The sequence below is a fragment of the Pseudomonas sp. MWU347 genome (assembly GCF_017947305.1).
In the GTDB taxonomy this organism is placed as follows: Bacteria; Pseudomonadota; Gammaproteobacteria; order Pseudomonadales; family Pseudomonadaceae; genus Aquipseudomonas; species Aquipseudomonas putida_A.
Genome location: NZ_JAFGZB010000006.1, coordinates 266,957 through 280,736 on the forward strand (window position 1 = coordinate 266,957; position 13,780 = coordinate 280,736).

General features: G+C 60.5%; 16 protein-coding genes and 1 pseudogene. 9 read left to right on the top strand and 8 right to left on the bottom strand.

Annotated features, from left to right (window positions below):
- Nucleotides 1-370: 370 nt before the first annotated feature.
- The 3 genes and pseudogenes from KCG87_RS15355 to KCG87_RS15365 all read right to left on the bottom strand — a co-directional run.
- A pseudogene (locus tag KCG87_RS15355) lies at nt 371-541 on the bottom strand (transcription elongation factor GreB); the annotation flags it as partial.
- 34 nt (nt 542-575) lie between these two features.
- On the bottom strand, nt 576-3,080 hold the full coding sequence (locus KCG87_RS15360; protein ID WP_210558362.1) for an ABC transporter permease: 2,505 nt from the start codon (nt 3,078-3,080) through the stop codon (nt 576-578).
- A complete protein-coding gene (locus KCG87_RS15365) occupies nt 3,080-3,763 on the bottom strand; it encodes an ABC transporter ATP-binding protein (protein WP_007964778.1) in 684 nt (227 codons plus the stop codon). The genes KCG87_RS15360 and KCG87_RS15365 overlap by 1 nt, the downstream gene beginning before the upstream one ends.
- Before the next feature lie 10 nt (nt 3,764-3,773).
- On the opposite strand from KCG87_RS15365, the gene KCG87_RS15370 reads away from it, so the two are divergent.
- The 3 genes from KCG87_RS15370 (at nt 3,774) to KCG87_RS15380 (ending at nt 5,838) form a co-directional block, all read left to right on the top strand.
- Entirely contained in the window at nt 3,774-4,379 is a 606-nt protein-coding gene (locus KCG87_RS15370) for an arylesterase (RefSeq protein WP_007964780.1), read from the top strand.
- A gap of 57 nt (nt 4,380-4,436) precedes the next feature.
- Entirely contained in the window at nt 4,437-4,730 is a 294-nt protein-coding gene (locus tag KCG87_RS15375; RefSeq protein WP_003226812.1) for a hypothetical protein, read from the top strand.
- 136 nt (nt 4,731-4,866) lie between these two features.
- Nucleotides 4,867-5,838, top strand: a complete 972-nt coding sequence (locus KCG87_RS15380; protein WP_027613458.1) for a L,D-transpeptidase family protein — start codon at nt 4,867-4,869, stop codon at nt 5,836-5,838.
- Nucleotides 5,839-5,960: 122 nt separating this feature from the next.
- Here the strand turns inward: KCG87_RS15380 and oprI are convergent, their stop codons facing one another.
- Complete coding sequence (gene oprI, locus KCG87_RS15385) at nt 5,961-6,212, bottom strand: outer membrane lipoprotei OprI (protein ID WP_003199355.1); 252 nt, start codon at nt 6,210-6,212, stop codon at nt 5,961-5,963.
- Nucleotides 6,213-6,847: 635 nt separating this feature from the next.
- On the opposite strand from oprI, the gene KCG87_RS15390 reads away from it, so the two are divergent.
- On the top strand, nt 6,848-7,129 hold the full coding sequence (locus tag KCG87_RS15390) for a GNAT family N-acetyltransferase (protein ID WP_003226804.1): 282 nt from the start codon (nt 6,848-6,850) through the stop codon (nt 7,127-7,129).
- A gap of 60 nt (nt 7,130-7,189) precedes the next feature.
- Here KCG87_RS15390 and KCG87_RS15395 read toward each other — a convergent pair whose 3' ends face one another.
- Nucleotides 7,190-8,266: a 3-deoxy-7-phosphoheptulonate synthase gene (locus KCG87_RS15395; protein WP_210558364.1), complete on the bottom strand. Its 1,077-nt coding sequence runs from the start codon at nt 8,264-8,266 to the stop codon at nt 7,190-7,192.
- Between the two features lie 129 nt (nt 8,267-8,395).
- A complete protein-coding gene (locus KCG87_RS15400; RefSeq protein ID WP_003226800.1) occupies nt 8,396-8,839 on the bottom strand; it encodes a PilZ domain-containing protein in 444 nt (147 codons plus the stop codon).
- On the opposite strand from KCG87_RS15400, the gene KCG87_RS15405 reads away from it, so the two are divergent.
- From KCG87_RS15405 to cysB, 5 genes are all read left to right on the top strand, one after another.
- On the top strand, nt 8,838-9,224 hold the full coding sequence (locus KCG87_RS15405; protein ID WP_027613456.1) for a thioredoxin family protein: 387 nt from the start codon (nt 8,838-8,840) through the stop codon (nt 9,222-9,224). The two genes, KCG87_RS15400 and KCG87_RS15405, sit on opposite strands and share 2 nt — an antisense overlap.
- On the top strand, nt 9,225-10,181 hold the full coding sequence (locus KCG87_RS15410; protein WP_098964905.1) for a putative 2-dehydropantoate 2-reductase: 957 nt from the start codon (nt 9,225-9,227) through the stop codon (nt 10,179-10,181).
- A gap of 28 nt (nt 10,182-10,209) precedes the next feature.
- Entirely contained in the window at nt 10,210-11,115 is a 906-nt protein-coding gene (locus tag KCG87_RS15415; RefSeq protein WP_027613454.1) for a 5'-nucleotidase, read from the top strand.
- Nucleotides 11,116-11,213: 98 nt separating this feature from the next.
- The gene (locus tag KCG87_RS15420; RefSeq protein ID WP_027613453.1) at nt 11,214-11,717 is read left to right on the top strand and encodes a universal stress protein; all 504 of its coding nucleotides are present in this window, start codon (nt 11,214-11,216) and stop codon (nt 11,715-11,717) included.
- A gap of 113 nt (nt 11,718-11,830) precedes the next feature.
- The gene (cysB, locus tag KCG87_RS15425; RefSeq protein WP_007908591.1) at nt 11,831-12,805 is read left to right on the top strand and encodes an HTH-type transcriptional regulator CysB; all 975 of its coding nucleotides are present in this window, start codon (nt 11,831-11,833) and stop codon (nt 12,803-12,805) included.
- 9 nt (nt 12,806-12,814) lie between these two features.
- Here the strand turns inward: cysB and KCG87_RS15430 are convergent, their stop codons facing one another.
- Together KCG87_RS15430 and KCG87_RS15435 are read right to left on the bottom strand one after the other, a co-directional pair.
- Nucleotides 12,815-13,297 (bottom strand): GreA/GreB family elongation factor, encoded by a 483-nt coding sequence (locus KCG87_RS15430; RefSeq protein WP_134787017.1) that lies wholly within the window; start codon nt 13,295-13,297, stop codon nt 12,815-12,817.
- Between the two features lie 2 nt (nt 13,298-13,299).
- Complete coding sequence (locus KCG87_RS15435) at nt 13,300-13,710, bottom strand: hypothetical protein (protein ID WP_041069540.1); 411 nt, start codon at nt 13,708-13,710, stop codon at nt 13,300-13,302.
- Nucleotides 13,711-13,780: the final 70 nt, after the last annotated feature.

Genomic DNA, 13,780 nt, shown 5'->3' on the forward strand with positions numbered 1-13,780 from the left:
GATTGGTGGTGGCCAAGGGGAACCGCTGGTTGGTCACTGCGCAATTCTGGTCGGCAGTCTGGTCGGGCCTGTTTGTGATCGATGCCGATGATTGATTGTGCTGGCGTTGGTCTCGGCGTGCGAAAAAGCATGCGAGGAAGAATGGTTGAGAATTCGATTTGTGATCGTTTTTGGGATGAATTCTGAACGACACACCTATCGTTTTTGGGGGCGCCGACGTCCGGGAGAAGCGATCTGAGAAAATATTTTGCAAAAAGGCGAAATATTTTTCGCTCAAAATAGTATGTTTTTTTGAGTATGGGTACTATGTTAAGATGCGCGTGTTTAAAGGGCTGCGTTGAATATAGTATGGTTACTGCGGTGCTTGCTTGTACTCGGCGTTTTCCGAACGATCACCCTGGGCCGCTGCTTCGCTGACCGCTTGCGTTACCTGCGGGCGGCGCACATGCCACAGCTCATGGAATTCGGCGCGCATCCGCGCTTCACCTTCAGGGGTGATCAGCGCGGTGCCGGCGGTGCGAGGAGGGCGATAACGGCTCATGGCAACTTCTTGTGGTGACGAAGGCTGGAGTCTATCAACCCTCGCGCAAGACTGTCAGCGGACTCGCATTCAGCGCTCGACGTGTGCCGAACACACCGGCACCGCCAATCAGCGCGGCGCCAATCAATGGCAGCATCAGCAACCACGGATGCGGATGCCAAGGTAGATCGAAGGCAAAGCGATACAACACCAGACTCACCACTTCCGAACCGATGGCTGCCAGCAAGCCGCTGACCGCACCGAGCAAGCCGAACTCGATGCGCCGCGCCTTGACCAGCAACTGCCGTTGCGCACCCAGCGCGCGCAACAGTGCGCCTTGGCGAATGCGTTCATCCAGCGTTGCCTGCAAGCCGGAGAACAGCACCGCCATCCCCGCCGCCAACACGAACAACAACACGTATTCCACCGCCAGGGTGACTTGGGCGAGGATGCTGCGCAGTTGTTCCAGCAGAGCTTCGACCTGAAGGATGGTCACCGCCGGGAATGCCCGTGACAGCTCGACGATCTGCTGATCGTGACCGGGTGCAAGATAGAAACTGGTCAGGTAAGTCGCCGGCAGATCCTTCAGGGTGCCGGGCTGGAAGATCATGAAGAAGTTCGGCTGGAAGTTGTCCCAGTTGATCTCGCGCAGGCTGGTGACTTTCGCTTCACGATTGACCCCGCCGACGCTGAACACCATGTGATCGCCGAGTTTGAGCTTGAGGCTTTCGGCGACTTTACCTTCAACCGACACGCCCGGTACGTCGTCCGAGGGTTGCCCGGTCCACCACGTACCGGCGGTGAGCTTGTTACCGGCCGGCAGGTCGGCGGCCCAGGTCAGGCTCAAGTCACGTTGCACGGCACGGTCGCCGGCCGAATCCTTGCTGACGATCTGCTGCACCGGTTCGCCGTTGATGCTGATCAGCCGTCCCGGCACCACCGGGTACAGCGGCGCCGCCTGCGCGGACACCTTGATCAAGTGGTCGGTGAAGGCCTGTTTGTCCGCCGGCAGGATGTTCAGGGCGAAGTAGTTGGGGGCGTTTTTCGGTAACTGGTTTTGCCAGGTGTCGAGCAGCTCGCCACGCAGCAGGGCGATCAGCGCCATCGACAGCAGAATCAGACCGAACGCCAGCGCCTGACCGGCAGCGGCCAGTGGATGACGCAGCAGCTGCCCCAGGCCGAGACGCCACGGCAGCGGCGCGCGGGCGAGCATTCGGCGCAGGCTGTTGAGCAACAACAGCAGCAAGCCACCCAGCACCAGCGCAGCGACCACGCCACCGCCAAGCAGGGCGAAGGTCAGCAGCAGATCCAGACTCAGACGCCACATGATCAGGCCCAGTGCACCCAGCGCCGCGCCATAGACCATCCAGGTGCTCGACGGAATCGGCAGCATGTCGCGGCGCAGTACCCGCAGCGGTGGCACCCGACCCAGCGCGGCAAGTGGCGGCAGGGCGAAGCCGGCCAGCGCCACCAGCCCGGTGCCGATCCCGGCGAGTGCCGGAAACAGGCCGCCCGGTGGCACATCGGCAGGCAGTAGATCATGTAATAGAGCGAACAGGCCCAGTTGCGCCAGCCAGCCGAGCACTGCGCCGCTGAGGGCAGCGAACAGGCCAAGTACGGTCAGTTGAATGCTGAACAACAGCATGGTTTCCCGACGCGACAAACCGAGGCAGCGCAGCAAGGCACTGGCATCGAAACGGCGACTGGCGAAGCGGTTGGCCGACAGCGCCACGGCCACACCGGCCAACAGCACCGCGACCAGACTGGCCATGTTCAGGTAGCGCTCGGCCTTGCCCAGTGCGCCGCCAATCTGCCGGTTGCCGTCGCGCGCATCCTGAATGCGCTGATTGGCGGCCAGACCGGGTTTGAGCAGTTGTCGATAGGTTTCCAGCGCCTGCGGTTCGCCGCGCCACAACTCGCGATAACTCACGCGGCTGCCGGGCTGGACCACGCCAGTGGCGGCGAGGTCCTCGAGGTTGATCATCACCCGAGGCGTGAGGCTGTAGAAGTTGCCGGCGCGATCCGGCTCGTAAGTCAGCACGCGGGTCAGCTTCAAGGTTTTCATGCCGACGTCGATGCTGTCGCCGATCTTCAGATCCAGCGCAGTCAGCAGACGAGCTTCAACCCACGCTTCACCGGGTTGCGGCTCGCCGCCCGAGGTTTCAGCGGCAAACGGGGCCGGGGCACTTTTCAGCTCGCCGCGCAGCGGGTAGGCGCGGTCGACGGCTTTGATGCTCGATAACTGAATGCCATTGTCGGTGGCAATGACGCTGGAAAACTCCACCACCTGCGCATGATTCAAGCGCAGCTCGGTGCCGCTGCGGATCTGTTCGTCGCGGGCCGGCGAGCTGCCCTCAAGCACCAGGTCGGCGCCAAGGAACTCGGTGGCGCGCAGCGTCATTGCACCGTTGAGGCGGGCACCGAAGTAGCCGATGGCGGTGCTCGCCGCCACTGCGACGATCAGGGCAAAGAACAGCACGCGCAATTCCCCGGCGCGGGCATCGCGCATGAGTTGACGTAGGGCGAGACTGAACAGACGCAACAGCGGCAGACGTGCCATCAAGGCTCCAGAGGGGCAACCAGCAGCCCGGCTTCAAGTCGGATCAGGCGCCGGCAGCGATGGGCCAGGCGTTCGTCGTGGGTCACCAGCACGAGGGTGGTGCCGCGTTCCTTGTTCAGTTCGAACAGCAAGTCGCTGATGCGCTCGCCGGTGTGGCTGTCGAGGTTGCCGGTGGGTTCGTCGGCGAACAGCACGTCCGGCTCGGCAGCGAAGGCCCGGGCAATCGCCACGCGCTGTTGTTCGCCGCCGGAGAGCTGGCGCGGCGAGTGCGTCAGGCGCTGGCCGAGACCGACCCGTTGCAGCAGTTCGGTGGCGCGTTCGCGGGCGTCTTTGCGGCCATCGAGTTCCAGCGGCAGCATGACGTTTTCCAGGGCGTTGAGGCTGTCGAGCAACTGGAAGGACTGAAAGACGAAACCCACGTGTTCGGCACGGATTCGCGCGCGCTGGTCTTCGTCGAGATTGCTCAGGCCTTGCCCCGCGAGGATGACTTCGCCGCTGCTTGGCAGGTCGAGGCCGGCGAGCAGGCCGAGCAGGGTGGATTTGCCGGAACCGGACGCGCCGACGATGGCCAGGCTGTCGCCCTGGTTCAGTTCCAGGCTGAGTTCGTGCAGGATAGTCAGTTCACCTTCCGCGCTGGGAACCACTTTGCTGAGGTTCTTCGCGGTGAGAATGCTTGCGCCCATGGAGAATCCGATGCGTGTGTGGTTTTTGAGTGCTGGCCTGGCCTTGATGTGCATGGCCCAGAACGCAGCGGCGGGTACTGTCCTGATCGTTGGCGATAGTATCAGCGCCGGTTTCGGACTGGATACCCGCCTGGGGTGGGTATCGCTGCTCGAGCAACGGCTCAAACAGGAGGGTTTTGACGACAAAGTGGTCAATGCCTCGATCAGCGGCGACACCAGTGCCGGAGGCCAGGCACGCCTGCCGGCGCTGCTTGCAGAGCACAAGCCGGAACTGGTGATCCTCGAATTGGGGGGCAACGACGGCCTGCGCGGAATGCCGCCAACGCAATTGCAACAAAACCTTGCGGCGATGATCGACAGCTCGCGTCAGAGTGGCGCCAAGGTGTTGCTGCTGGGCATGCAATTGCCGCCCAACTACGGCAAGCGTTACACCGATGCCTTTGCCGAGGTTTACGGCAAACTTGCGGACGATAAAAAAATCCCGCTGGTGCCGTTTTTCCTCGACGGCGTGGGTGGGCATCCCGAGCTGATGCAGGCCGATGGTCTGCACCCGGCCGCCGGGGCTCAGGGCAAGTTGCTGGAAAATGTCTGGCCGACGCTAAAACCGCTGTTATGAGGCTTTTCTAGTGGCAGGCTTTCGGCTAATGTGGCGCCCCCTTATTTGGAGCCCCCGATGCCGCGTCCTGCCTGGTCCCTGTTTGCCTACCAACTGATCGAGCCTGACGAACAGCTGGATCTGTTCGCCTGCCAGGAAGTGCGGGTGCATCTGGTGACCCGTCAGCTCGAACTCGGTGGCTCGGCAGACCGCACGTTGTGTGGCAGTCTGCTTCCAGCCCAACCGCGTTGGTCGAGTGTGGATCGTCGGGTGTTTCAGGATCAGCGTCTGTGTTCGTTGTGCCGGGCGATTCTCGAGTCGCAGAAGCGCGGCACCTCGCCGATCTGGCCTGAGTTGCGTTTCGAACTTTAAGATCAACAGATCGCAGCCTGCGACAGCTCCTACATGAAGACTTCTGGCTGGCCATCGGCGCATCTCCCCGAATTCCCGAGGTGCGGTGTACAATCGCGCTCTTATACCCTTGTTGATCATGCGAAGGATTTTCCGGATGTTGCCGCGCTTTCCTGCCGTCACCCGCTGCCTGTCACTTGCCGCCCTGTGTGTGGCCGGTCCCGTTGCTGCATTGGAGTTTCCCCTGCCACCACCCGGTGAGGACATCATCGGCCAGGTGCAGGTGATCAAGGCCAAATACGAAGACACCTTCGCTGACCTGGGCACCAAGTACGACCTGGGCTATTCGGAAATGGTCGCGGCCAACCCGGGCGTCGATGCCTGGCTGCCGGGCGCCGGTACTGAAATCGTCCTGCCGACCCGGTTCATTCTGCCGCCGGGTCCACGCGAAGGCATCGTGATCAACCTCGCCGAGTACCGCCTCTACTACTACCCGAAAGGCCGGAACGTGGTGTACACCTTCCCGCTGGGGATCGGGCGTGAAGGTTGGGGCTCGCCAATCGCCCACACCTCGATCACTGCCAAGACGCCGAACCCGACCTGGACCCCTCCGGCGTCGATCAAGGCCGAGCACGCCGCCGACGGTGATCCGCTGCCGAACGTGGTACCGGCCGGTCCGGACAACCCGCTGGGGCCGTTCAAGTTCACCTTGGGTACACCGGGCTACCTGATCCACGGTTCGAACAAGAAGTTCGGCATCGGCATGCGCACCAGCCACGGCTGCTTCCGCATGTTCAACAACAACGTGCTGGAAATGGCGGCCATGGTGCCGGTCGGCACTTCGGTGCGCATTCTCAACGATGCGTACAAGTTCGGCAGCAGTGGCGGCAAGGTCTATCTGGAAGCGCACACACCCATCGATGACAAGGGCAACCCGTCAGTGGTCGACAAGCACACTGCAGTGATCAATGCGATGCTCAAGCGCGAAGATGTCACCAACAACCTGCGCGTGAACTGGGATGTCGTGCGTGATGTGGTAGCGGCCGAAGATGGCCTGCCAACTGAAATCGGCACACCGAATACCTCGGCGCCGATGGTCTCGAACACCCCGATCGACCTGCAGCAGTAAGTCGATCAAAACCCGCAGGCGCGTGCAGCGTCGGCGGGTTTTTTATCGCCCGGGGGAAAGTACCGGCAATAAAAAAGCCGACCCAAAAAATGGGTCGGCTTGATAACAATCCCGAGGGATTATTACTTGCGGCTAGCTTTGTCCAGCATGCGCAGAGCACGCTCGTTAGCTTCGTCAGCAGTCTGTTGTGCTTTTTGAGCAGCAGCCAGAGCTTCATCAGCTTTACGGTAAGCTTCGTCTGCACGAGCTTGGGAGCGAGCAGCTGCGTCTTCAGTAGCGGTCAGACGTGCTTCGGTTTCTTTCGATGCGCTGCTGCAACCGGTAGCCAGAACTGCGGCCAGAGCCAGAGCAGAGAATTTCAGAACGTTGTTCATCGTGTTCCCCTTCAAGGACTTTCAATTAAGTGGCTTTCTCCTCCGATTGAGGAAATAGCCGGCGTACATACTACCCATTACTTGTAGTAAGTAAACTGACCTAACGCAAGAAGCAAAAAAAATTGTAGGCGTTGATTCTTTTTCGAGCAACTTTTAACCGGCCTGTATAAAAAGTATCCAGCTGCAAGCCCCGGCTTGAGCGTGTTAATGAGAAAAAGTTCCCGTTGCCTGATGCAGTTTCTGCGTCTTGCACCAAGTGTGCCTAGATGAATTCGTCTACACTTTTGTTCCGATTTTGCATGACGCCTCACATATCTTTGTCGCTCTTGAGGTGACTTTAAAGAAGAGGCTGCGTCTTAAGTCTCGACATTCGGCAATGTTCCGGTGAGCGCTTCGGGAAGATCTTCCCTGCGCCTGCCGCTGCGTCCATCGGAGTCACCCGGTCAACGAGCACGATGACGAGCGCACCTTGAGCATTTTCGCCAATGGTGCCTACTATTTATCACGTGCTCGATTGCGCGAGACCGGTGTGGTTTTTCTCGGTGTCCATCAGGCACGGGGTGGCGTAGATGTTCCTTCGCCGGAAAAACATCGGTAAGGTAGGGGTCAGAATTCGAGACCCGCGAGGAGTAGTGATGAGCGAGGCGTTGTCCATCCACCATGACCAGGCTGGTCATCAGTTCGAGACCAATGTGGACGGTCATCGTGCCTACCTGACCTATATGGATCTGGGGAAACAGACCCTGGATATCTATCGCACCTTCGTGCCCAACGCCTTGCGCGGCCGTGGCATTGCCGCCGCGCTGACCGAAAGCGCGCTGCAGTACGCCGAAGAAATGGGTTACACGGTGATCCCGTCGTGCTCCTACGTCGAGCGCTACATGGAACGTCATCAGCGCCGCGCCGCCAAGATCTGAATCGCACACACGAAAACGCCGGGCAATGCCCGGCGTTTTTTTATGCCCCTGAAACGCTGATCAGTTGCGCTGACGTTTCGGCAGAACATCCTTGAGCTTGGCGTGCATGCTGCGCAGGGTGTTCTCGGTGGCAGACCAGTCGATGCAGGCATCGGTGATCGACACGCCGTATTGCAGGTCGACGAGGTCTTTCGGGATGGCCTGGCAGCCCCAGTTCAGATGACTCTCGACCATCAGGCCGATGATCGACTGGTTGCCTTCGAGGATCTGGTTGGCGACGTTCTCCATCACCAGCGGTTGCAGGGCCGGGTCCTTGTTGGAGTTGGCGTGGCTGCAATCGACCATGATGTTCGGCTTGATCTTCGCCTTGTTCAGCGCCTGTTCGCACAGGGCGACGCTGACCGAATCGTAGTTCGGCTTGCCGTTGCCGCCACGCAGCACCACGTGACCGTAGGCGTTGCCCTTGGTGGTGACGATCGACACGCCACCTTCCTGGTTGATCCCCAGGAAACGGTGCGGGCTGGACACCGACTGCAGGGCGTTGATCGCCACGGTCAGGCCGCCGTCAGTGCCGTTCTTGAAGCCGACAGCCGAAGACAGGCCGGAAGCCATTTCACGGTGGGTCTGGGATTCGGTAGTGCGTGCGCCGATGGCCGACCAGCTGATCAGGTCCTGCAGGTACTGCGGGGAGATCGGGTCGAGGGCTTCGGTGGCGGTCGGCAGGCCTTTCTCGGCCAGGTCCAGCAGCAACTGGCGACCGATGTGCAGACCGTCCTGAATCTTGAACGAGTCATCCAGGTACGGATCGTTGATCAGGCCTTTCCAGCCGACGGTAGTTCGTGGCTTCTCGAAATACACGCGCATGACCAGATACAGGGTGTCGGAGACTTCCTCCGCCAGCACCTTGAGGCGATCGGCGTATTCGTGGGCAGCCTTGATATCGTGGATCGAGCACGGGCCGATCACTACGAACAGACGGTGGTCGGTGCCATCAAGAATGTTGCGAATGACTTCGCGGCCCTTGGTGACGGTGCGCAGCGCAGCATCGCTCAGAGGGATATCACGCTTGAGCTGATCGGGAGTGATCAGGGTCTCGTTAGAGGCGACGTTTAGGTCGTTGATCGGTAAATCAGCCATCGTTTACTCGTCAGGTCACGGGTGCCGGCCGCCAGCGATCCCCGCGCGGCGGAGCACAGCAGATTTAAGCGCGTCGGGGAGCCGAACCTTAGCGCGTCAGACGCGGCTCGACAATGGGCAAACGCTGCTTTAATCCAGCACTGGCTGGGCAAAAGCCTTGCGCACGCTGTCGTGGGAGAACTCGTCGGCGTGTTGTTCGACCCATTGCAGGGCCAGCGCCTGAATATCCTGCAGATCGTCGTGGGCCTCGTTCATGCGGCAATAACGCTCGATCTGGCACACCTGTTCACCCATCCGGGCACTGAACAGCGTTTGCTCATCGGTGAATGCGATCCCCACCAGATAGCCCTTTTTGCGCCGCAGACACCATGCGACATAGCCCGGATAACAGATCTCGGCGTTGAGTGTCGGCATGCGTACTTGCAGCGCCGTGCCGTGTCGCCACGCGCGGTGATAATTGCAAGCGATCCCGCCGAGGCTGATAGTGTGCAGCTGTTGCCTGGAAATACACTCGGGCTTGAGCAAGGTTAATTCAACCGGCACTTCGTCCGGATGAGGAATGAAACGTCCCATGAGCACAGACTCCCTGTGTCGGCCATTTGACATTGTTTCCCCCAGTATAGTGGTCGAATCCGAGCTGACCGATTTCGACGCCGACCAGCGGCTGCTGGCGATGAGCGGCGTTTCGCTGGTGATTTTCACCAGCGTCGGCTGTTCCAGCTGCCGCTATGCCAGAGAGGTGTTGCCCGGGTTCGAGCTGGCGGTGGATCGCCTGTGCTGGATCGATGCCGGCAACAACGGCGGGTTGGTGGAGCGTTATCAGGTCTTTCATTTGCCGGCGCTGTTTGTGGTGCGCGACGGCGAGTTCTTTGGGGCATTGCACACGCGTCTGACCGCCGTTGCGCTGAACGCGGCAGTGGCGCAGGCACTGGGTCGAATTGCAGAGGAGTTGCCATAGATGGTGGGAGCAGACAGCAAACCGGTGATCGGGATTATCGGCACCGGGGCCATTGGCGGGTTTTACGGTCTGATGCTGGCGCGGGCCGGTTTCGATGTGCACTTTTTACTGCGCAGTGAATTCTCGGCGGTGGCCGAACGTGGTTTGCAGGTGGACAGTGCCGTGCATGGCACCCTGACGCTGAACCCGGTGCAGGCGTATGCGAAGGCCGAGGACATGCCGGCTTGCGACTGGTTGCTGGTCGGCGCCAAGACCACCAGCAGCGCGGGTCTGGCCCCGGCGATCATCGCTGCGGCCAGGCCCGGCGCGAAAGTGCTGGTGCTGCAGAACGGTCTGGACGTCGAAGACAGTTTGCGCGAGTTGCTGCCCGATTCCCTGCATCTGCTCGGTGGTCTGTGCCTGATCTGCGTGCATCGCGAAGGTCCCGGGCACATCACCCACCAGGCCTTGGGTGCGGTGAATGTCGGCTATCACAGTGGCCCGGCGGCGGATGAAGCGGCGCGCATGGCGCTGGTCGAGGAGGGTGCCGGTCTGTTCCGCGCCGCTGGCATCGATTCGCAGGCGATGCCCAATCTGCAACAGGCGCGCTGGCAGAAACTGGTGTGGAATATTCCCTACAACGGTCTTTCGGTGTTGCTCGGCGCCGGCACCACGCCGCTGATGGCCGACGCGGACAGTCGCGCGCTGATCCAGGCGTTGATGGCCGAAGTGGTGCAGGGCGCCAAGGCCTGCGGTCACGACGTTCCGCCCGGTTACGCCGAGTACCTGTTCATGATGACCGAGAAAATGCCCGACTATTGGCCGAGCATGTACCACGATTTCCTGCATAAACGGCCGCTGGAGCTGGAAGCGATTTACGCCCGGCCATTGGCCGCAGCCAAAGCGGCAGGCTGTGAGTTGCCACGGATCGAAGCGCTGTATCGCACATTGAGTTTTATCGACCGACGCAACACTTGAGTCGGTTTTCGGGGGAGTGGGGGAAGGCATGGCCAAGAACATCGATGACAAACTGGTGCTGGCGATTTCGTCTCGCGCCTTGTTCGACCTGAGCGAGAGTCACAAGGTCTACCTGGCGAGCGGCGTCGAAGCCTATCGGCAATACCAGATCGAACACGAAGACGAAATTCTCGCGCCCGGCGATGCGTTCCCGCTGGTAGAAAAACTCCTGAGCCTCAACAGTCGCCTCGACCGCGCCCGGGTCGAGGTGATTCTGGTTTCGCGCAACAGTGCCGACACCGGCCTGCGCGCGTTCAACTCGATCGATCATTATGGGCTGGACATCTCGCGGGCGGCCTTCGTCGGCGGGCGCAGTCCGTATCCCTATCTCAAAGCGTTTGGCTGTGACTTGTTTCTGTCCACCCACGCCGAGGATGTGCGCGCCGCGCTGGACGCCGGGTTTGCCGCGGCGACGATTCTCTCCGGCGGCGCCAGTCGCGCGGCCAGTGATGAGTTGCGCATCGCCTTCGACGGCGACGCGGTGTTGTTCTCCGACGAATCCGAGCGCGTTTATCAGGCTGGCGGGCTGCTGGCGTTTCAGGCCAAGGAACGCGAGTCGGCGCGCGAGCCCTTGCGCGGTGGGCCTTTCAAGGGCTTTCTGGCGGCACTCAATGCGCTGCAACGCGAGTTCCCCGAAGACGACTGCCCGATCCGCACGGCGCTGGTTACCGCGCGTTCGGCACCGGCGCATGAGCGGGTGATCCGCACCTTGCGCGAGTGGGACATCCGCCTCGACGAGTCGCTGTTTCTCGGCGGGCTGACCAAATCGGCGTTTCTCGAAGCCTTCGCTGCCGATGTGTTCTTCGACGATCAGACCGGCCACTGCGAGGCCGCCCGCGAAGTGGTCGCCACCGGTCACGTACCGCATGGCATCAGTAACGAACCGTCGATCTAAAGCCCCAGTGCTTCAAGACGTTGCGTCGCACGTCGTACTCGCCACGGCACTGCTAAGCTGAATCAAATCTCCGCCATGTTGGCACGCGAGGAGGTCATATGATTCGTTCGATGCTGTATGCCACTGACCTCGGTCTGTACGCACCTTTAGTGATGCAGCATGCCTTGGCGCTGGCGCGGACATTCAATGCCGACTTGTATGTGGTGCATGCAGTGGAACCCATGGGGCTGTTTGCCGAATCGGTGTTGCAGAGTTATCTCGACGAACAGGCATTGAACGAATTTCACAGTCAGGGTCTGAAAACTGTCATCGCCAATATCGAGCAACGGGTACTGGACAGTTTTCGCGAAGAGCTGGGCGATGAGGGCGAGCAGGATCTGCAGCGGATTTGCGCGGTTCGGGTAGTGCAAGGCGATCCGGCGCAGGTGATTCTCGACCAGGTGCAGAAACTCTCTGTGGATTTGCTGATCGTAGGCACTCACAGCCACGGCGTAGGGGCGGAAACGCCTTTGGGGCGCACGGCGACCCGGGTCCTGCAATTGGCCAAGGTGCCGGTTTATCTGGTGCCATTGGTGGAGCGCCGGCGCCGGGGGGATCGCTGAAGCGGGAATAATGGCCTTTTGATAAAAAAGTTCTAGATTTATTCATCAAACCATTAATATAGTTATATACCGTCGCTGATGCCCGTGGCGTCTACCTGCTTTGAGGGATACATATGAAGCTTCAACAATTGCGCTACATCTGGGAAGTGGCGCACCACGACCTCAACGTTTCCGCTACCGCCCAAAGCCTTTACACCTCGCAACCGGGTATCAGTAAACAGATCCGCCTGCTGGAAGACGAACTTGGCGTTGAAGTGTTTGCCCGCAGTGGCAAGCACCTGACCCGCGTCACCCCGGCCGGCGAGCGCATCATCACCACCGCAGGCGAAATCCTGCGCAAGGTCGAAAGCATCAAGCAGATTGCCCAGGAATTCTCCAACGAGAAAAAAGGCACCCTGTCGATCGCCACCACCCACACCCAGGCGCGTTATGCATTGCCGCCGGTGATCAGCAATTTCATCAAACAATACCCGGACGTGGCGCTGCACATGCACCAGGGTTCGCCAATGCAGATCGCCGAGATGGCCGCTGACGGCACCGTCGATTTCGCCATCGCCACCGAAGCGCTGGAGCTGTTCGGTGATCTGGTGATGATGCCGTGCTATCGCTGGAACCGCTGCGTGGTCGTGCCCCAGGGCCACCCGCTGACCAAGCTGCCGAAACTGACCCTCGAAGCGCTGGCCGAATACCCGATCGTGACTTACGTGTTTGGTTTCACCGGCCGTTCGAAACTCGACGAAGCCTTCAGTCATCGTGGCCTGACGCCGAAAGTGGTGTTCACCGCGGCCGACGCCGACGTGATCAAAACCTACGTGCGTCTGGGCCTGGGTGTGGGCATCGTCGCCAAGATGGCGGTCGACACCAAGCTCGATAACGACCTGGTGGTGCTGGATGCCAGCGAACTGTTCGAGTCGAGCATCACCAAGATCGGTTTCCGTCGCGGTACTTTCCTGCGGGGCTTCATGTGCGACTTCATCGAGAAGTTCGCTCCACACCTGACCCGCGAAGTAATGGCCAAAGCCATCCAGTGCCACAACAAGCAGGAACTGGAAGAGCTGTTCGACGGCGTCGAACTGCCGGTCCACTAAGACCCTGCCTCAAAGCACCTCGGTGACAGCAAACTGTTGCCGGGTGCCCGCTACCAGAATCACCACCTCATCACCTTCGAACTTGCCCAGCAGGCTTTTGCCCAGCGGCGAGCGCGGGGTGATGACGGTAATCGGCTGACCCACCACATCGACTTTCAGGCCCGCCGCATCCGGGGCCAGAAACAGCCATTGCTCGCGCCCTTTTTCGTCTTCCAGGCCGAGCAGGGCGCCGATCTCGATGCCGCGATTTTCGTCATAGGCGCGCAGTGTCAGGTTCTGGCACAGCGCCAGTGACTGGCGGATTTCCTCGACCCGTTTCGCCTGACCCGCCGCCAGATAGGAAGCCTCAAGCCCGAGCGTGTCGTATTTGTTCTCGGCGATGTTCTCTTCGTGGGTCGCGGTTTCGTAAGCGGTCTGCGCGGCGCGTTCGGCGATGTCGAGGTCGACGCGCAGTTTGTCGAGGATCAGTTGGTGGACGGTGTGTTTGTTCATGATCAATCGCAGAATTGCAAAACGTTGGCGCGGCTCTTTTCGCTCGGCGCGGTCTGGTCCTGTTGCAGCCAGAACTGGCATTTCGGATTTGACTGGTTGCGACTGCTGCCGCGAGCCTGATCCAGGCGCGCCTGCTGCTCGTTCTTGCGCAGGTTTTCTTCGTACTGTTCGAACAGCGGACTCTGTGGCGGAATGTCCGGTTGTACCTGAACGGCCGCTGGCGGCTTGGCCAGTTGCTGCACCGCCTGAGCAACCGGTGCCAGTTGCTCGGTCAACACAAAACGCGAAATCAGCCAACAGGTCAGGGCGATGGCCAGAAAACCCAGCCACATGCCCAGGGCAATGCTGCCGGTCAGTTGCAGCGCGCTAAGCTGAACGGGCAACGGGCGACGCGGATTGGGACGATAGGGCATGGCTGCCTCCTGGCGGATGATTGCGGGCAAGTGGCGATTGTCGCACGAAGATTAATCGCCGTCGGCTCTT